Genomic DNA, 17,749 nt, shown 5'->3' on the forward strand with positions numbered 1-17,749 from the left:
GGAAGGCCTGCTTTTTGGAAAAAGGTGGCAAACTTTCGTTGGATATGCGCGGTGCGACCGGTGCATGTCTCGACATGCGGGGGCGGACCGAGACAACGCATCGTCGCCCTTGCCTGAATCCCGCCTATGGCGCACGATAAAATGATGTCGCACGATGATCTTCGCATGACCGTCATCCAGCTCGCGCCCGGTGCCGACAAGGTGCGGAATATCGAGCAGGCGCGCGGCTTGATCGAGGCGGCGGTGGCGCAGGATCGGCCGGATCTGGTTGCGCTGCCGGAGATCTGGACCTGCCTCGGCGGCGATCGGGCGACCAAATTCGCGGCGGCGGAAACCCTGCCGGCGCCGGGCAGTGCCGGTGAGACGGGCGGCGCGGCTTACGAGTTTCTCCGCGAGATGGCGCGCCGGCATAAAATTCACGTCCATGGCGGTTCGATCGGGGAGCTGGGCGGCGAGACATTGTTCAACACCACGCTGGTGTTCGATCCGGACGGGGCTGAAATCGCGCGCTACCGAAAAATCCATCTGTTCGACATCGTCACCCCCGACGGTCAGGGCTACCGGGAGAGCGCGATCTATGGGGCCGGCGATAAAATCGTGACGTTCCGGCTTGGTACTGCCACGGTGGGGCTGAGTATTTGTTACGACATGCGCTTCCCCGAACTCTATCTCGCGCTGCGCCGGGCCGGAGCCGATATCATTCTGGTGCCCGCCGCTTTCACCCTGCAGACCGGCAAGGATCACTGGGAGGTCCTGCTGCGGGCGCGCGCGATCGAGACCCAGTGCTGGGTCGCGGCTCCGGCCTGCACCGGCACCCATTACGACGGCTCGAACGTACCGCGCGTGACCTATGGCAATTCGCTGATCGTCGATCCCTGGGGGATCGTGAGCGCCCGCTGTTCCGACGGCCCGGGATTTGTCACGGCGCGGATCGATCTTGCGAAATCGGCCAAGTATCGCACCGACATGCCCGTGCTCGAGCACCGCAAGCTCGTGTGACCCGGATTCATTTTGCCGCCGCCGCGACCGATCAGGCCCGCGCGGCGCGCGAGCGGCTGGTTTCGATCTATGGCAACGAAGCCGCCGAACGGGCCGATGTGGTGGTCGCCCTCGGCGGCGACGGGTTGATGCTGGAAACCATCCACCGGCTGCTCGCGCATAACCTGCCGGTCTATGGCATGAATTGCGGTTCGGTCGGGTTTCTGATGAACGATTTCGCCGAGGATCTGCTGCCCGAGCGGATCGGGCGGGCCTTGTGCAACGACATCCATCCATTGCGGATGCATGCGATCACCATGACCGGCGCGGTCGAGGAGGCGCTGGCGTTCAACGAGGTCAGCCTGCTGCGGCAGTTGCGGCAGGCGGCGAAGATCCGCATCATCGTCGATGGCAAGGTGCGGATGCCCGAGTTGATCGGGGATGGCGTGCTGATCTCGACCCCGGCGGGCTCGACCGCGTATAATCTCTCCGCCTATGGGCCGATCGTGCCGCTGAGTGCCAATCTGCTGCCGCTGACCGCGATTGCCGCGTTCCGCCCCCGGCATTGGCGGGGGGCGCTGCTGCCGACATCGTCCGAGGTGGTGTTCGAGATACTCGAACCCGAGAAGCGCCCGGTTTCGGCCGTTGCCGATTCGACCGAGGTTCGCCGGGTCATTTCGGTCGCCGCCAGCGAGGACCGCAACGTGACGGCGCGGATATTGTCGGACCCCGACCGGGCGTTGTCGGAACGGATCATCCGCGAGCAGTTCACGGTTTAGGCGGGGCGCCACACGCAGCGCGCGTATTCGATGACGCCAGTGTCATGCGCCGTCCAGCCGGAATCCGGCGGAATCGTGGCGGCCCGGGTGAAAACCTGCGCGCGCTTTAACCGGTGAGGCGAAATCAAGGCAGCGATCAATCTGACAACGCATCGGTTCCTCTCGATTCTGTAATCGCTTTTTAAGTGGAACGATCGCTCTGGCACCACCAGATATTTCACCATGATTACGGTTACACGTGATCGTTTCAGAGGAGAGTGACGTGAAGAAATATATCCTGTCGTCCCTGGTGGTTCTGGCATTGAGCAGTGCCACGGCCCTCGCGCAATCGTCCTACCAGTCGACCACGACCACGACGGCGGTGACCCCCGCTGCCCCCGCACCGGTGGCACCGCCGCCACCCGGCGTGCTGAGCCGCACCACCGTTACCAAAAGCAATGACGGGATGGGCGACAAAACCTATTCGCGCAAGACGACGTATGGGGATGGTCAGGCGGCGGTTTCGCAAAGCACGCGAACCCAGGTGACCGCACCGCCGCCGGTGGCGATCGAGAGCAGCAAGCGCACCACCACGACCACGACAAGCTCAGGTAATTGAGTCGGAACCGACGTTTCAACACGCAGAGGAAGATCGATCATGCAGATCAGAACGATGAGGTTAGGTGCGATCGCCGGGATGGTCGTGCTCGGCGCCAGCCTTGCCGGTTGTTCGGGTAGCCCGCCGACGCGGACCACCACGACGACCGAGGAAACCTCGACCCGCCCGGTCATGGTGGCACCGCAGGGCGCACCGGCCACGGTGACCACGACGCATTCGGAGACCGAACAGGTCAATCAGTAAACGGGTCCGCCCGTAAACTGATCGGTGCGAGCGATGCCCGCCGGATTGATGATCCGGCGGGCTTTTGTTGAGTCAGGGTCAGCCGAGCAGGTGGGCAACGGCGTCGCGTTCTTCCTTCAATTCGTTCAAAGTGAGGGCGAAGCGCTCGCGGGCGAATTCGTCCATTGCGAGGTCGGGTATCCGGGTGACGGTACCGGCCTCGGTGGTGACGGGCACGCCGAACATGATGCCTTCGGGGATGCCGTAGCTGCCGTCCGACGCCACCGCCATCGAGACCCATCTTCCATGCGAGCCGACCACCCAGTCCCGTACCTGATCGATCGCGGCATTCGCCGCCGATGCCGCCGAGGACGCTCCGCGCGCCTCGATCACCGCCGCACCGCGCTTGCCCACCGTGGGGATGAACACGTCGCGGTTCCAGGCTTCGTCGCCGATGATCTCGGCAAGCTTGCGGCCATTGGCTTCGGCGAAACGGTAGTCGGGGTACATGGTGGGTGAATGATTGCCCCAGACCACGAGTTTTTCGATGGCATCGACCGCCACGCCCGCTTTGCCCGCGAGCATCGAGGCGGCGCGGTTATGGTCGAGCCGGATCATCGCCGAGAAGCAGTCGGGCGAGAGATCGGGGGCCGATTTCATCGCGATATGGGCGTTGGTGTTGGCCGGGTTGCCGACCACGAGAATCCGCGCGGTGCGTTTCGCGGCCTCGTTGAGCGCGCGGCCCTGCACGGTGAAGATCTCGGCGTTGGCGCCCAGCAGATCCTTGCGTTCCATGCCCTTGCCGCGCGGACGCGCGCCGACCAGGAAGCCGATATCGATGTCCTTGAACGCGGTTTTGGGATCGTCGGTCGCCACCATTCCGGCGAGGGCGGGGAAGGCGCAATCCTCCAGTTCCATCATCACGCCCTTGAGCGCGCCCTGCATGGGCGGCAGGTCGAGCAGGTGCAGGATCACCGGCTGATCGGGGCCGAGCAGCGCGCCGCTGGCGATGCGGAAGACCAGCGCATAGGCGATCTGGCCGGCGGCGCCGGTGACGGCGATACGGACGGGGGATTTGGCCATGGAATTGCTCCTTTGTGGTTGGGCGCACTATCGCCCGGCGGGGCTTCCGGTCAACCCGCGCGCCATGCCACACTGATGCGATGAAAATCGAGGGACGCAAGCCCGGCCCACGCGAAGCGAGGCCCCGCAAACCGGGGTCGGCACCCGATGCACGCCGGTTGCGCGAGGCGGCGCTGGCGCATCTTGCCCGGTTCGCCGCCACCGAGGCCGGGCTGGTGCGGGTATTGACCCGGCGGGTCGAGCGATGGGCCCGCGCGGTGGACGATGCCGAGGCGGCGGCACCCCAACGCGATGCCGCCTTGGCCGCGATCCCCGGTATCATCGATGAATTGCGCGCGCTGGGGGCTTTGAACGATGCGGCCTTCGCCGAATCCCGCTCGCGGCGGCTGGCGCGCGCCGGCAAATCGCGCCGGGCCACCCTGGTTCATCTGGCGGCCAAGGGGATCGAGGCCGGGCTCGCCGCCACCGCGACCGAGTCGCAGGCCGATCAGGATCTGGCCTCCGCCTGCGCCTATCTGCGACGGCGCCGGCTGCCGCCTTTCGGGGCCGGTGACCCGTTGCGGGCGATGGCGGCGCTGGCCCGCAACGGGTTCGACCGCGAGACCGCCGAGCGGGCCCTCGCCCTCGATGCCGCGGGCGCGGAGGCGCTGGTGATCGGGTTGCGCCGGGGCGACCGGTAGCGCGGCGCGCGGGGATCGTTCTGGTTTCATCATGTGCGGACATGAATGAAATGTCGCGCGCCCCATAATTGTCGCGGCGGATCCGGCCCATGTTGCAATGCAGCAGCGGGGTGGACCGTGGCGATCCCGTCGTGAGGTCGCCGGTTCCTCCGCTTCAACGGAGATTTCGACATGACTCGCCTGATTACGTTTGCGGCCCTGGCCATGGCCGCCACCACCAGCATCGGGATTGCCCTCGCCGATCAGGGCATTCCCAACGTGCCCGCGCGACCGGTGATATCGATGACCGCGCCCGGCGTGGCCGGGGAGGGGTATCCGCTGTTCGGCGGGCAGACCCGCCCGGTGGTTTCGGAGCGTTCGGCCAGCAATGCCGGCTACCAGAGCTATCCGGATTTCATCGTTCCCAGCAGCAATGAACGGTTGGGCGCGGCGCAGCTGGGGCGGGTCCAGGGCGAACGCCCGATGAGTGATCTCGCCACGATTGCGGTTCCGCCCGCGCCGCAGGGCTGACCGGCCCGCGCGCGCGATCGTGAGGGGGCGGGCGGCACCGGTGACGGTGCCGCCCCTTTTTGTGATGAAGTCAGTCGAAGATCGGCGCGTTCGCCACCCCGGCGAGTTGCGCGGTCGATTGCAGGAAGGGCGTGGTTTCGAATTCGGCGATCAGGAAATCCATGATCGCGCGGGTGCGCGCCGGGATGTAGCGGCGCGAGGGCAGGACGGCGTAGATTTTGACTTTCACCGGGCAGAACGCATCGAGCACGGTGACGAGGCGCCCGGCATCGACATCATCGATCGTGGTCAGGCGCGGCAGCATTGCGATGCCCAGGCCCGCGCGCGCCGCACGGCGGACCGCCTCGCTCGAATCGACGTGAAATCGGCCCTGCACCGACACGGTCTCGTCACCGCCCTTGCCGATGAACCGCCAGTTTCGGTCGATCCCCGGGCGGGTGTAGACGATGCATTCATGGGCGAGCAGATCCTGCGGCGATTGCGGCGTGCCCCGTGCCGCGAGATAGGCGGGGCTGGCCACCAGCACCGACGCGGCGCTGCCGATGGTGCGCGTGATCACGCTGGTCTGGGTTGCCTCCGCGATGGAAATCACGAGGTCGAGCCCTTCCTCGACCAGATCGAACGCGCCGTCGCGCATTTTCAGGTCGAGCGACATTTCCGGATAGCGGGCAAAGAATTCGGGCAGACGGGCTGCGAGATACATGCCCACCGAGGTCGGCACGCCGACCCGGACCTGCCCGGTCGGGGTCCGGCGCGCGATGCCGACGCTGGCCTGGGCCGCATCCATCGCCTCGACCACCGCGCGCGCGTGTTCGAGATAGATCTGCCCGTCCTCGGTGAGGGAGAGCCGGCGGGTGGTTCGCTGGATCAGCCGGACTCCGAGCTGGTCTTCCAGTGTGGCGACCTGACGCGAGATCACCGGCTGGGAGGTGTTGAAATCGCGCGCCACGGCTGAAAACGACCCGCGTTCCGCGACACGGACGAACGTGTTGAGCAGGCTTAACTGGTCCATCGATGAGACTTTCGGGATTTATAACGAGCGGTGCATGAGATAAATCGTTTTTTAGTTTAACCGACAGCGTCCGATATGAATATATGTCATTCGTCATGGCGGTTTCCGGATTTTCCCAGTTGCGTGCGTCGGCGACCGCCCTTGCGGGCGATCTGCCGCGCGACCTCTGGTTCGCGCTGCGCACCGCGGCGGCGGCGTTGCTGTCGCTCTATGTCGCGATGGCGTTGGATCTCGGAACGCCGCACTGGGCCGCGTGGACCGTGCTCACCGTCAGTCTGCCCTCGATCGATCAGGCGCTGCTGAAATCGTTTCACCGGATGATCGGCACGCTGGTCGGGGCGGCGGTCGGGGTGCTGTTCATTGCGCTGTTCGCGCAGGCCCCGCTGCTGTTCGACCTCGCCATGGTGCTCTGGGCGGCGCTGTGCGTGTATCTCGGTACCAAGGCGCGCCAGTATGAAACCTATGCGCTGGCGCTGACCTGGCTGACCACCGGGATCATCGCCTATGGCAGCATCGCCGATCCGGCGGGGGCCTTTACCGTGGCGATCACCCGGACCGCCGAAGTGACGATCGGGGTGGTGTGTGCCGGGCTGGCCACGGTGATTTTTGCAGGCCATCGCGCCGGGAGAGCCACCCAGGCTGACTCGCCGGTGCCGGGGCAGGCGCGGCGGAACGCGCTGCGGGCGGCATTGGCGATCGGACTGGCCAGCCTGTACTGGTATGGTTCGGAATGGGAAAACGGGCCCGATTTCGTGCTGATGTCGGGCGCGGCGGTGACGCTGTTTGCGGCGCATCCGAGTAAATTATCGGCGACGCTCGGGCTGCTGCGGGGCTTTCTGCTCGGCACCGGCCTTGGACTGTTCGTGCGGTTCGCGCTGTTCACCCAGGGGGCCGGGTTCGGCGTCGAGGCGCTGATGCTGCTGCCGTTTCTGGTGCTCGGCGGGCTCGGCGTGGCCGATCCGCGCACCCAGGGGCCGGCGACCGGCTATAATCTCGCGTTCATTCTGGCGGCCGATCCCTCCAACAGCCTCAATTTCGATCTGGGCAGCGCGCTGAATACCGATTTCGCGATGATGGCCGGGGTGCTGGTCTCGGTGGCGGCGTTTCTCGGCTTCGTGCCGATCCGTGAACTCGTGCGGCGGCCGACATGAGTATTCTGCCGCCACTGGCCGAATTTTCCGTGTTCGGTATCGGGATCGAGCCGGCGGTGCCGATGCTGCTGCTCGCCGTGCTGGTCACCGACCTTCTGCGCCGTCTGCTTGCACGGGCCGGGGTGGACCGGATGGTCTGGAACTGGCCACTTTTCATACTGTCAATGTTCGGATGCGTCGCGGCGGGACTGATCCTCGCGATGCCTTCGATCTGATCGGAAACCACGATGCTCGATTTTCTTCATCGCGAGACGATTCCGGGGCCGCAGGTTATGGCGGCGCTCTCTCAGCCCGCAGCCGCCGCGCCGCCGCGCCCTTACAAACCGCTGTTTTCGGTTCTGGCGACGCTGATCGTGGTGATTGCCGCGATCTGGCTCGCCGTGCTGGCATGGCACCGCTATGACGCCACGCCCTGGACCCGCGATGCGCGGGTGCGGGCCTATGCGGTTGCGGTCGCGCCGCAGATTTCCGGCCCGATCGTCTCCGTTGCGGTCCATGCCAATCAGATCGTCCACAAGGGCGAGGTTCTGATGAGGATCGATCCGGCCGATTTCATCAACGCGGTTGCCGAGGCGCAGGCGGCGCTGGCCTCGGATGAAGCGATCGCGCGGATGAAGGCGGCGGATGCGTCCCGGCGTGCGCGCCTGCCTTCGATTGCCGTTTCCGCCGAATCCCAGGGCAACACCGCGGCGGCGGCGGCGGCAGCCGAGGCGGCGGTTGCGGGGGACAAGGCGCGGCTTGCGCAGGCTCTGCTCAACCTGAAACGCACCGTGGTGCATGCGCCGGTGACCGGCACGATCACCAACCTCACCCTGCACGCCGGCGATTACGCGCATGCGGGCACGCCGGCGATCACGCTGGTCGACGAACATGATATCTGGGTGACCGCCTATTTCGAGGAGACCGAATTGCCGATGATCCATCCGGGCGCGGCGGCGACCATTCGGTTACTCGCCGACCCCGACCAGGTGTTGCACGGTACCGTGCAGGGGATCGGGCGCGGGATTTCGGTGACCGATGCGCAGAATTCGGCGGGCGGGCTTCCTGTGGTTAACCCGGTCTATTCCTGGGTGCGGCTGTCGCAGCGAATTCCGGTGCATATCGCGCTTGGCAGGGTGCCGGCGGATCTGTTTCTGGCGGCGGGAATGACCGCGACGGTGCGGATCGTGCCGCATCGTGCCCACCGGTAAGCCCCCAACGAAAAAAGCCCCGCATCGGGTGATGCGGGGCTCGGTCCGGTCAGCGGGATCGGTCAGGCGGCCAGTTTCTGGCTGTCCTGCTCGATGGTCGGCACCGGCGCCGGGGCGCTGGTGATCGCGATCCGGCGCGGCTTCAGCGCTTCGGGGATGACGCGCTTCAACGCGACATGGAGCAGGCCGTTTTCGAGCGATGCGCCTTCGACCACCATGTGATCGGCCAGCGCGAAGCGACGTTCGAACGCCCGGGCCGCAATGCCGCGATACAGGGTTTCACCCTTCGGCGACTCGTTGCCGATTTTGCCGGCGATGATGAGGTTGTTTTCCTTCACCGTCATTTCGATATCCTCGGCGCGGAAGCCGGCGACCGCCATGGTCAGCCGATAGTTTTCGGCGCTGAGCTTCTCGATGTTGTAGGGCGGATAGGATGTCGCGCTCGCATCGGGCACCGCATCGAGCAGTTGCTGGAGCCGGTCGAAACCGATCGCGGAGCGAAACAGGGGAGAGAAATCGAGAGTCATGTAAACCTCCTCAAAAAGCAAGGTCGTGTGGCGGATTGTCACGATGACCAACCCGTGGTGATGCCCGTAAAGCTCCCGAGGAACTTCCGGACGCTGAAGGACCCAATGGCATCCTTCGGTTCGATATTAAGGAAAGGCAGGGGAGGTGTTCAAGAGGGTTTCGGCCCGCCGCGCCGATTTTTCCCCCAGCGCAAAACGCCGCGACCTGCAGGGCAGATCGCGGCGGGCCGAAACGGGCAGGAAAGGCGCTTACTTGGTGCGCGCGCCGATGCTGGCGAAGCGCTTGTTGAACTTGGCGACCTGACCGCCGGTATCCATGACCCGGTGCTGGCCGGTCCATGCCGGATGGGATTTGGGATCGATGTCGAGGCGTAGCGTATCCCCCGCCTTTCCGTAGCACGACCGGGTGGTGTAGGCGGTGCCATCGGTCATGATGATGTTGATCTCGTGATATTCGGGGTGGATATTCGCTTTCATCGTACTCTCCTGGGGCGACCGATGCCGACCGGTCATTCGGCGGGTCGCTTAACCCGGCGCGGTCCTGAAGGCAAGCGGCCCCAGCCATGCGACCCGGCGAGGCAGCACCTCCGGCACCGTCATCCGACCGGTTCGGCCACCACGGGGACCCGGCGGAAGGCGCTGGTGAGCTGGCCCAGCAACGTGCCGATCCGCCGGGGGGCGAGAAGGGCGAGCGTGCCCAGGAAGACCGATGCGGCGATGATGCCGCCCACCGCGAGTTGGCTGAACATGGCGACGATGCCCAGCCCGGATTGCTGCACCAGAACCGGCACCAGGGCGGCGGCTGCCACCCGCGCCGCGATCAGGGCGATGAACGGCGCGGTGAACAGCCGCAGCAAGGGCCAGGCGGGTCGGCCGATCCCGATCGAGAGAGCCGGCAGCAACAGGATCGCGGTCAGAAGGCCACGGGCCGCAAGGGTCCAGGCCAGGATCAACAATCCTTCGGGTGCGGCGAACCACGCGGCCAGTGCCGTACTCGCGGCATTGATCGCGGCGAATACGGAAACCAGCACGGGCCGGCGCAGGGCGGTGAGCATGGGGTTGACGAAGGCGTAGACTGCCGCCGCGGGAACGATCAGGCTGAGCGCGGCGAATACCGGGGCGGAGCTGGCCCATCGCACCCCGAACATCAGCACCACGACCGGTTTCGCCACCGCCCCCGCGACCGCCGCTGCCGCCAGCGACCCGATCGCAAGGACATCCACCAGCGAGCGCGCGACCGCGAAACGGCGATCCGGATCGTCGCGGACCGCAACGAAGACCGGGAGGAACACTTTGCTCGCGGGAAAAACCGTGAGCTCGCGCAGAACCTCGGCGAGGCGCTGGGCGATCCGGAACTCGCCAACGGCGGCCACCGGCATGCGGATGCCGATGAGAACGACATAGCCGGTCGCGGCCACGTAATCGACGAAGGCGGCCCCCATCATCGGGATATTGAACCGCAAGGCCCGCCCGATCGCGGCGAGCGAGGGAAACGCCGGCGGGTACCAGCGCGCGGTGATCGAGGCGGCGGCGGCGTAGAAGGTGATGCCGACGATCCGCTGGGCGATCAGCGCATCGAGCCCGCGACCGGAAAACACCAGCGCCAAAGCGACCGTGCCGCCGAGAATCGTCGAGCCCAGCGACATCAGGCTGAGCGCCCGGAAGCCGAAATTCTGCACCAGCCGCGCCGAGGGCACCACCAGGAAGGTTCCGAGGATAATATTGACCGACAGAACGCGCGTGACCCATGACAGCGCGGGGGCACCATAGGCGCGTGCCAGAACCGGGGCCGCGACGAACAGCAAGCCAGCGATTGCAGCGGCGAGAATAAACTGGGCCCAGAATGCGCCGGCTTCCACCGTCCGGTCACCGGGGGAGGCAACCACCTGTTCCCCCGAGCCGCCTGTGGTGATCATGCGCCCGATTTCCGAGAGTGCGGAGGCGATGGCGATCAGCCCGACATCGGCGAGCGTGATATGGCGGACCAGAATGGCGAGCACGGCGAACCCGATGCTGCGCTCCCCTACCGCGGTGGCGAAATTCCAGGCCGCGCCGTGAGCCGCGCCGCGCCGCAAGCTCATGCCCGCGCCCTCATGAGCCCGACACCCTTGAATTGTGCCCGTTGTGCTGGACGGTCATGCGGTTGTACCGGTCTGCATGAACGGAATATAACAATTTATTCAAGTTTGGCGATGGCCCGGCGTTATCTTCCGCAACCCGCTCTTTACGAACCGCCCCACCGTCACTAGAACCGCCCCTGCATACGCCGTGTACCCCGGCGGAGGGGTGGCCGAGTGGCCGAAGGCGGCGGTTTGCTAAACCGTTAGACGGGTTAAACCGTCTCGTGGGTTCGAATCCCATCCCCTCCGCCATCCTTACAATCAGCAACGTGTGGCAGCAGTTTCTCGCTGTTTTTGGTCGCGTGCTCGCAAAGCACCGTGACGCCGGCGGTTCATTGCGGCGGTCAGCGGCTCCGGGTTTCCCCGGAACCGTGCCGATGGGCTACCATGACGGCCCGGGACGCGCGCCCGACCAGCCATTGCCGAAAAACGGACAGCAACTCCAAGCGGAAAACGGCCCGCCATAGCCGCCGAACGGCCCGAAACGGGGCATCCGGAAGTTGACGCCGCCCATGTTCCATGGCCCGCCATATCCGTTCCATGGTCCCCCGCCATAGCCCGACCACGGCGATGACCGGCCCATCGGCGCGCCATATTCGGACCACGGCGTTCCGTAGCCGGGAAACGGCGCTCCATAACCCGGCATGGGTGATCCGTACCCCGGAAAGGGCGATCCCATACCCATCGGCATACCGTATCCCGGCATTGGTGATTCCATGCCCATGGGTGACCCGTATCCTGGAAAGGGTGATCCCATCCCCATCGGCATGCCGTACCCCGGCATTGGTGATCCCATGCCCATCGGCATGCCATAACCCGGCATTGGTGATCCCATGCCCATCGGCATGCCATAACCCGGCATTGGCGATCCCATACCCATCGGCATGCCGTACCCTGGAAAAGGACTGAACGATTGTGCCCGCGCCGATGCCGGAAGGGCCATTACGGCCAGACCCGTCGCAATGAAACAGGCCGATAGACCTCGTGTCACCCTCATCCAACCCATATGTCACCTCGCCGTCTGCCGGCATTATTTATGTTTCAAGGACGTATCGACATGTCGTGAGCGCGAACCGGACGGTTTGATGTCCGGCGGTCTCACGGATCGATTTAAGGGGTGGCGCGCGTTTCGTGTCAATCTTAAACAGTCCTTCCCGCCTCCCGGGGAGCCAGATACCGCATCGTGAACAAAACATCGCTCGTGCATCGAATTTTTGCTGGACAGTGCAGGACGCAGTTGTTACTCACACGCCATCGTTTCATTCTTGCAGGAGGGTTGAGTGTTGGCAGTTGATCATTCGCCCTTCGGGATGACGAAAACCGGAACGACGCGCGGCCATTTCACCGCCTGATCTGTCGGCTCCGTCTACCCCCTTCCCAGCCTGATTTCCGCCGCTGACTCGCGGTGCCTCGATGTTGAAAGGTCGTCGCCCTGACCGGCGGCGGATCGTCGCATGTTGGCCTTCCTTTATCTGCCGATCCTTATCGTTGCCGTCGTCGCGATCGCTCACGGGGTCGTTGCGGTGCTGTTGCATCGGGAAAATCGCCGCAACGCCCTGCCTGCGGTGCCTGCGACGCCTGCGGTGAACCGGCGCAGTTTCCAGCCGCGCGTCATCGCGGGCGGGGGCGCCGCGGCCGATGCGCCGCGCACTGCCCCACGGCCGATGCTGTATCTGGTCGGGGCGGATGATTGAAATCATCAGCGCCCGGCCAGCCGCACGGTTACCCCACCTCAAGCTCGTCCAGCCGGCTCATCCGGTACACCACCACCGAAACCACCCAGGCCACGACGAAAATTCCGATGATCCCGAACCCCAGCAGCCCGAAATGCCCGTTCAGCCCCGCCACCGGACCCCAGAACCAGCCGCGCAGGCCGAATTCCGTGCCGATCAGCCCGAGGGTTTCCACGCCGCCTATCAGCAGCGCGATCGCGACCGAAACCAGGGTGATCGTCAGGTTATAGTAGAGTTTGCGGATCGGCTTGACGAAGGCCCAGCCATAGGCGCCCAGCATCAGGACCCCGTCCGTCGTGTCGATCAGTGACATTCCCGCCGAAAACAGCGCGGGAAACGCGAGGATCGACCACACCGGCATTCCTTTGCCGGTCTCGGCCGCAGCCACCGTCAACAGGCTGACCTCGGTTGCGGTGTCGAAGCCGAGGCCGAACAGAAACCCCACCCCCAGCATCTGCCAGCTATGTTCGATCAGCAGGAACAGCGGCCGCAGCAGCCGCGCGATCAGTCCCCGGCTGTTCAACAGGACGTTGAAATCATCCTCGTCATAGGCACCGCCCGCCTTCACGTGCCGAAAGATCCGGTAGGTCGAACGCGCGATCATCAGGTTCATGATCGCCATCACCAGCAGGAACACGCCGGAGACCACCGTGCCGACGATCCCGGCCAAATCGTTGAACCGGTCGAACCGGCCGGAAACCTGCATCACCGTTACCGCGACGATCAGCGTGCCGATGAACAGCACCGCCGAATGCCCGATCGAGAAGAAAAACCCCACCGCGACCGGGCGCTTGCCCTCCTGCATCAGCTTGCGCGTCACGTTGTCGATCGCGGCGATATGATCGGCATCCACGGCGTGACGCAGCCCGAACCCGTAGGCGAGCAAGGCGGTTCCCATCAGGATCGGGCGATCACGGAACGCGATCAGCGCGTAGGCCGCCGCCGCCAGATTGAACGCGATCAGGAACAGATAAATGCCGCTCACCTTGGCCCGCACATCGGTGCCCTGATCGCGGAAAATCCGTCGCAGCGTTTCGATCATCATCGTCATCCGCCTCCGGAACACCCCGCCCGGCGGCATGGTTGGCGCGACGAGGGCAGGTCTCCTGGCTCGCGGTTGCCGCACCCGGCCGACGCCGGATGCATCATCGCCGGTCCTGCCTTCCCGAACCCCTCGGCTCAGTGACCCGTCGCCAGATCATGGCGAACGGACGGACCGCCGACTGACCGCTGACAGTTGCGGGGGCAGCTACCGACTTGCCCCCGAACCACTGGTTCCGCCGGAGCGCACGATATTCCCTTTTCACCCGCTCGCACGGGACCATCGACCAGCCGACCCTAGCACGAAGCGCGCCCGGCGCCACAGGAGAACATCACCCATGCCGCACTGCGGTAGCGCCGTGCGGTGGTGCGTCGTATAGGTGGTTCATCGAATAAAAAAGGGGATTACCGATGACCGCAGCTCATCCCGCCACAACCCGCGTCACCGCCATGCCGGGCGATGGTATCGGCCCTGAGGTCTTCGAGGCGACAAGACGCATTTTCGAGGCGGCGGGAGCGCCGATCGAGTGGGAGATCGCCGAGGCCGGTGCCGAAGTCTTCAGGAAGGGCATCCCTTCCGGCGCGCCACGCGAAACCCTCGACAGTATCGCGAAAAATCGCCTCGCGCTGAAAGGCCCGCTGGAAACCCCGGTCGGCTATGGCGCGAAATCGGCCAACGTCACGCTGCGCAAGCATTTCGAACTCTACGCCAATATCCGCCCGGTCCGCGAACTGCCCGGCATCAAGACCCCCTTCACCGGGCGGGGCATCGACATGGTCATCGTCCGTGAAAACGTCGAGGACGTCTATGCCGGCATCGAGCACATGCAGACGCCCGATGTCGCGCAGTGCCTCAAACTCATGACCCGCCCGGGCTGCGAGCGCATCATCCGCGCCGCCTTCGGCCTCGCTCTCGCGGAGGACCGCAGGAAAGTCACCTGCGCCACCAAGGCAAATATCATGAAGCTCACCGAGGGCATGATGAAACGGGTGTTCGAAGCGGTCGGTCCCGAATATCCCGCCATCGCGCAGGACCACATCATCATCGACAATTGCGCCCATCAACTCGTGATTGCCCCCGAGCAATTCGACGTCATCGTGACATCGAACATGAACGGCGACATCATTTCCGACCTTGCCGCCGGACTGGTCGGCGGGCTCGGCATCGCGCCTTCCGCCAATCTCGGCGACCATGCCGCGATCTTCGAGGCGGTCCACGGTTCGGCGCCGCAGATCGCCGGCAAGGGCCTTGCCAATCCCACCGCCCTGCTCTCCGCCGCGATCATGATGCTCCGCCACATCGGGGCGTTCGAGGTCGCCGCCACGATCGAGCAGGCGCTGTTCATCACCCTCGCCGAAGGCGAAAACCTCACCGGCGATCTTTCGCCGCGCGGCCACGGTGTCGGCACCGAGAAATTCGTGGGTCAGGTGATCGCCAATCTGGGCCGCACCAGCAATCTGCCGTCCCGTGAGTATCGCCCGCTGAAACTCACCCCGTGGCCCAACCTGACCGCACATACCGAGCCGAAATCGCGCGAACTCCTCGGGATCGACGTGTTTATCGAAACCGAACTCTCTGCCGCCGAACTCGGCCATTCGCTCACCGCCATCGCGGAAGGCACCGCGCTGCGGCTGGAATCGATCTCCAATCGCGGGGTTCAGGTGTGGCCTTCGACCGGAGGGCAGACCTTCCTGGTCGATCATTTCGATTGCCGGTTCATGCTGCTCACCCCCGCCGAGGGCAATCCGCCCCAGGGCATCGCCGACCTCGTTGGCCGGATCGGCCAGAAACACTCGTGGATGCATGTCGAAAAACTGCAGCGGTTCGACGGGAAGGATGCGTTCGAGCGACCGCAGGGCGAAGGATAGTTGCAGAAGTCGATCAGTGTCCCGACAATATTCGGTGTACGTTCCTAAATATTTGTAACCGCCTCGTGCATTGCTTCGGCGCCGCTTCGGCCCGAACTATTGCGCCACGATCAGCATTGGTCAGGGCCGACTTACCCCTTTCCTTTCGGATCTCGTCGCCCGGGGCGGAACTCTTCCGGGATCACCGCAATTTGCGGAACAACAACCAACGAGGAGAACCATCATGGCCGAAGCCAGTCACAAACAAGCCGCCAAAGCTCACGAAGACGCTGCCAAGGCTCACCACACCGCAGCCGAGCATCATGGCAAGGGCGATCACAAGACGGGTGCGGAACATTCGCAGAAGGCGCATACTCATTCGGAGAGCGCGCACAAGCATTCGACCGAAGCTCACAAGAAATCCGGCCAACACGCCAAAGGCTGATTGATAACGACGCGTGACCGAAGGCCGTCCGGGGCAATCCCGGGCGGCTTTTACTTGAACAGCCGCTGCCGCGTTATCCGTCCGGCGACCAGCCACCCGATCATCGAGGCGAGACCCGAAACGACGCCGCCCCACACGATGTCGGTGATCGCGAGTGCCACCGTCCAGTGCTTCAGCGTCGCGAGATTGGTCAGATCGTACAGCCCGTAGGTGAAGACCCCGAACGCCGCCCCGTAAATCAGTGCCGAACTGACCCGCCCGCTGGCGCGCGCGCGCGGCATCACGAACACCATCAAACCGAGCACCTGCAACAAATACACCGCGATCGCCGGCACCGGTTTGAACCCGGCCAGCATGATGTCGCCGAGCGTCTCCCGATAGATCGCCGAACTGGTGAGGGTGAGCCACACCGCATCGATCAGCAGATAGGCGATCAATGTCGCCAGATAGAGTCCCAAGCGTCCGCGCATAACTGATCCATGATGTTCCCCTCCTGCATATGGCGCGGTCCTGCCCGCCGCAAGTTGTTGCGACCCTTCGCAACCCCCTGATCGGCGGGATACCTCGATCGGGTCGATCAACTCCCTGTTAATCTCAATGTTTTAACGTGCGTTGCTGATAAATTGGTGGCACGTCAGCTTGGAACAGCATTTTGTTCGCTTCGGGAGACTAACGATGGCATTTTCACGGCGTTTCATGCTTGATGCCGGGGTCAAGGCAACGATCAGCCTGCCGCTCTGGATGCAATCGGCACTGGCCCGCGCCGCCGGACCTGACCGCGCGGCGATGATCACGCCCGCCGCCTATCGCGAAGCCACGCGCAATCGCCTCGTCATGATCGATCCCGGCCATGGCGGTCGCGATCCCGGCTGCATCGGCAATGGCAATCTCTACGAAAAGGACATCGCCCTTTCCGCCGCGTGGGATCTGCGCCATGCGCTCGAACGGGGCGGGTACGAGGTCCGCATGACCCGGGCGAGGGATATTTTCATCCCCCTGCAGACACGGGTCGATATCGCGGAAAAGCACAAGGCCGCCCTGTTTCTCTCGATGCACGCCAATTCGGTGGCTCCCAATACCACGGTGCGCGGTGCCAGCGTCTATACCTTCTCCAACCGGGCGTCGGACCCGCTCGCCGCCAAAATCGCCGGTCTGGAAAACAGTGTCGAGCGGATTTCCAACCCGACATTCCGGGGGGTTTCGCCGCAGGTCGGGCGCATCCTGTTCAGCCTGATGGCGCACAGCACCAAGGTGGAATCCCTGTTGCTGCAACGGAAAATGGTTGGCGCGCTCGCCCGCAATGTCGACATGCTGCAAAACCCCGCCCGCCACGCGACCTTCGCGGTGCTGCAATCATCCGCGATCCCGAGCGTTCTGGTCGAAACCGCCTTCCTGTCCAACCCGGAGGACGAAGCGGCATTACGGACCAATGCGTTCCGCCAGCGTATCGCGGGGTCGATGAAAGCGGCGGTCGATGCCTGGTTCCTCGCCAAGCAGCACGCCGTCGCCAACCTTTAACCTGTGTCATGCTCAAGCGTCGCCGCGTAACCCTTGGCCTTGGCGGTTTCGTCTGGCTCGCCACCACCCGGCTCGGCGTGGCCAATAACCCCGCGAGCCGTCAGGATGCCCAGTATCAGGCGGCGCCGGGCCCCGGCGGTGCCGATTGCGCGACATGCCAGTTCTATCTGCCCGCGCCGAACCCGGCTCTGCCGGGACGCTGTCAATTGATCGCCGGGCCGGTCGGCCCACGCGGCTATTGCGATTTCTACGCCCCGCGCTGAACCGCCGCGCGCGTGGATGTGAACGAAATACGCGGAGATCCCGCTGGATTT

General features: G+C 64.6%; 22 protein-coding genes, 1 tRNA gene and 1 riboswitch. Of the genes, 15 read left to right on the forward strand and 8 right to left on the reverse strand.

Annotation, left to right across the window (positions count from 1 at the left end; all coding sequences use genetic code 11):
- The first annotated feature begins 141 nt into the window (after nucleotides 1-141).
- From SIL87_RS04580 to SIL87_RS04595, 4 genes are all read left to right on the forward strand, one after another.
- The gene (locus SIL87_RS04580; protein WP_319615908.1) at nucleotides 142-999 is read left to right on the forward strand and encodes a carbon-nitrogen hydrolase family protein; all 858 of its coding nucleotides are present in this window, start codon (nucleotides 142-144) and stop codon (nucleotides 997-999) included.
- Entirely contained in the window at nucleotides 996-1,757 is a 762-nt protein-coding gene (locus SIL87_RS04585) for an NAD kinase (RefSeq protein WP_319613023.1), read from the forward strand. Before SIL87_RS04580 ends, SIL87_RS04585 begins: the two co-directional genes overlap by 4 nt.
- Before the next feature lie 262 nt (nucleotides 1,758-2,019).
- On the forward strand, nucleotides 2,020-2,355 hold the full coding sequence (locus SIL87_RS04590; protein WP_319613024.1) for a hypothetical protein: 336 nt from the start codon (nucleotides 2,020-2,022) through the stop codon (nucleotides 2,353-2,355).
- 39 nt (nucleotides 2,356-2,394) lie between these two features.
- Nucleotides 2,395-2,598, forward strand: coding sequence for a hypothetical protein (locus SIL87_RS04595; RefSeq protein WP_319613025.1), 204 nt, complete (start codon nucleotides 2,395-2,397; stop codon nucleotides 2,596-2,598).
- A 78-nt stretch (nucleotides 2,599-2,676) separates the two neighbouring features.
- On the opposite strand, the gene SIL87_RS04600 is transcribed toward SIL87_RS04595, so the two are convergent.
- Nucleotides 2,677-3,660, reverse strand: coding sequence for a malate dehydrogenase (locus SIL87_RS04600; protein ID WP_319613026.1), 984 nt, complete (start codon nucleotides 3,658-3,660; stop codon nucleotides 2,677-2,679).
- 80 nt (nucleotides 3,661-3,740) lie between these two features.
- Here SIL87_RS04600 and SIL87_RS04605 point away from each other — a divergent pair, with 80 nt between their 5' ends.
- Together SIL87_RS04605 and SIL87_RS04610 are read left to right on the forward strand one after the other, a co-directional pair.
- A complete protein-coding gene (locus tag SIL87_RS04605) occupies nucleotides 3,741-4,340 on the forward strand; it encodes a regulatory protein RecX (RefSeq protein ID WP_319613027.1) in 600 nt (199 codons plus the stop codon).
- Between the two features lie 171 nt (nucleotides 4,341-4,511).
- Nucleotides 4,512-4,850: a hypothetical protein gene (locus SIL87_RS04610; protein WP_319613028.1), complete on the forward strand. Its 339-nt coding sequence runs from the start codon at nucleotides 4,512-4,514 to the stop codon at nucleotides 4,848-4,850.
- Between the two features lie 70 nt (nucleotides 4,851-4,920).
- Here SIL87_RS04610 and SIL87_RS04615 read toward each other — a convergent pair whose 3' ends face one another.
- Nucleotides 4,921-5,862: a LysR family transcriptional regulator gene (locus tag SIL87_RS04615; RefSeq protein WP_319613029.1), complete on the reverse strand. Its 942-nt coding sequence runs from the start codon at nucleotides 5,860-5,862 to the stop codon at nucleotides 4,921-4,923.
- An 83-nt stretch (nucleotides 5,863-5,945) separates the two neighbouring features.
- Between SIL87_RS04615 and SIL87_RS04620 the strand changes: the two genes are divergently transcribed.
- From SIL87_RS04620 to SIL87_RS04630, 3 genes are read left to right on the forward strand one after another with little or no spacing between them, the layout of a single operon-like run.
- The gene (locus SIL87_RS04620; protein WP_319613030.1) at nucleotides 5,946-7,013 is read left to right on the forward strand and encodes an FUSC family protein; all 1,068 of its coding nucleotides are present in this window, start codon (nucleotides 5,946-5,948) and stop codon (nucleotides 7,011-7,013) included.
- Nucleotides 7,010-7,228 carry a DUF1656 domain-containing protein gene (locus SIL87_RS04625; RefSeq protein ID WP_319613031.1) on the forward strand — a complete coding sequence of 73 codons (219 nt, stop codon included), beginning with the start codon at nucleotides 7,010-7,012 and terminating at the stop codon, nucleotides 7,226-7,228. Before SIL87_RS04620 ends, SIL87_RS04625 begins: the two co-directional genes overlap by 4 nt.
- A 12-nt stretch (nucleotides 7,229-7,240) precedes the next feature.
- The gene (locus SIL87_RS04630; protein WP_319613032.1) at nucleotides 7,241-8,203 is read left to right on the forward strand and encodes an HlyD family secretion protein; all 963 of its coding nucleotides are present in this window, start codon (nucleotides 7,241-7,243) and stop codon (nucleotides 8,201-8,203) included.
- A 62-nt stretch (nucleotides 8,204-8,265) separates the two neighbouring features.
- On the opposite strand, the gene SIL87_RS04635 is transcribed toward SIL87_RS04630, so the two are convergent.
- From SIL87_RS04635 to SIL87_RS04645, 3 genes are all read right to left on the reverse strand, one after another.
- Nucleotides 8,266-8,730, reverse strand: coding sequence for an Hsp20 family protein (locus SIL87_RS04635; protein ID WP_319613033.1), 465 nt, complete (start codon nucleotides 8,728-8,730; stop codon nucleotides 8,266-8,268).
- A gap of 249 nt (nucleotides 8,731-8,979) precedes the next feature.
- Nucleotides 8,980-9,207 (reverse strand): 50S ribosomal protein L31, encoded by a 228-nt coding sequence (gene rpmE, locus SIL87_RS04640; protein ID WP_319613034.1) that lies wholly within the window; start codon nucleotides 9,205-9,207, stop codon nucleotides 8,980-8,982.
- Nucleotides 9,208-9,326: 119 nt separating this feature from the next.
- Complete coding sequence (locus SIL87_RS04645; protein ID WP_319613035.1) at nucleotides 9,327-10,811, reverse strand: oligosaccharide flippase family protein; 1,485 nt, start codon at nucleotides 10,809-10,811, stop codon at nucleotides 9,327-9,329.
- A 199-nt stretch (nucleotides 10,812-11,010) separates the two neighbouring features.
- Here SIL87_RS04645 and SIL87_RS04650 point away from each other — a divergent pair.
- Nucleotides 11,011-11,102 (forward strand) — tRNA-Ser (locus tag SIL87_RS04650).
- A gap of 130 nt (nucleotides 11,103-11,232) precedes the next feature.
- Here SIL87_RS04650 and SIL87_RS04655 read toward each other — a convergent pair.
- The gene (locus SIL87_RS04655) at nucleotides 11,233-11,496 is read right to left on the reverse strand and encodes a hypothetical protein (RefSeq protein WP_319613036.1); all 264 of its coding nucleotides are present in this window, start codon (nucleotides 11,494-11,496) and stop codon (nucleotides 11,233-11,235) included.
- A gap of 808 nt (nucleotides 11,497-12,304) precedes the next feature.
- On the opposite strand from SIL87_RS04655, the gene SIL87_RS04660 reads away from it, so the two are divergent.
- On the forward strand, nucleotides 12,305-12,544 hold the full coding sequence (locus SIL87_RS04660; protein ID WP_319613037.1) for a hypothetical protein: 240 nt from the start codon (nucleotides 12,305-12,307) through the stop codon (nucleotides 12,542-12,544).
- 28 nt (nucleotides 12,545-12,572) lie between these two features.
- Here the strand turns inward: SIL87_RS04660 and SIL87_RS04665 are convergent, their stop codons facing one another.
- A complete protein-coding gene (locus SIL87_RS04665) occupies nucleotides 12,573-13,628 on the reverse strand; it encodes a HoxN/HupN/NixA family nickel/cobalt transporter (protein WP_319613038.1) in 1,056 nt (351 codons plus the stop codon).
- 34 nt (nucleotides 13,629-13,662) lie between these two features.
- A riboswitch (cobalamin riboswitch) is annotated at nucleotides 13,663-13,924 on the reverse strand.
- 111 nt (nucleotides 13,925-14,035) lie between these two features.
- Here SIL87_RS04665 and SIL87_RS04670 point away from each other — a divergent pair.
- Both SIL87_RS04670 and SIL87_RS04675 read left to right on the forward strand, forming a co-directional pair.
- Nucleotides 14,036-15,493, forward strand: coding sequence for an NADP-dependent isocitrate dehydrogenase (locus tag SIL87_RS04670; protein WP_319613039.1), 1,458 nt, complete (start codon nucleotides 14,036-14,038; stop codon nucleotides 15,491-15,493).
- 223 nt (nucleotides 15,494-15,716) lie between these two features.
- Entirely contained in the window at nucleotides 15,717-15,917 is a 201-nt protein-coding gene (locus SIL87_RS04675; RefSeq protein ID WP_319613040.1) for a hypothetical protein, read from the forward strand.
- Nucleotides 15,918-15,967: 50 nt separating this feature from the next.
- Here the strand turns inward: SIL87_RS04675 and SIL87_RS04680 are convergent, their stop codons facing one another.
- Nucleotides 15,968-16,387: a DUF2177 family protein gene (locus SIL87_RS04680; RefSeq protein ID WP_319613041.1), complete on the reverse strand. Its 420-nt coding sequence runs from the start codon at nucleotides 16,385-16,387 to the stop codon at nucleotides 15,968-15,970.
- Between the two features lie 205 nt (nucleotides 16,388-16,592).
- On the opposite strand from SIL87_RS04680, the gene SIL87_RS04685 reads away from it, so the two are divergent.
- Together SIL87_RS04685 and SIL87_RS04690 are read left to right on the forward strand one after the other, a co-directional pair.
- A complete protein-coding gene (locus SIL87_RS04685) occupies nucleotides 16,593-17,435 on the forward strand; it encodes an N-acetylmuramoyl-L-alanine amidase family protein (RefSeq protein ID WP_319613042.1) in 843 nt (280 codons plus the stop codon).
- An 8-nt stretch (nucleotides 17,436-17,443) separates the two neighbouring features.
- Nucleotides 17,444-17,698, forward strand: coding sequence for a hypothetical protein (locus SIL87_RS04690; protein WP_319613043.1), 255 nt, complete (start codon nucleotides 17,444-17,446; stop codon nucleotides 17,696-17,698).
- Nucleotides 17,699-17,749: the final 51 nt, after the last annotated feature.

This window comes from Acidiphilium acidophilum, from assembly GCF_033842475.1.
GTDB classification, from domain to species: Bacteria; Pseudomonadota; Alphaproteobacteria; order Acetobacterales; family Acetobacteraceae; genus Acidiphilium; species Acidiphilium acidophilum.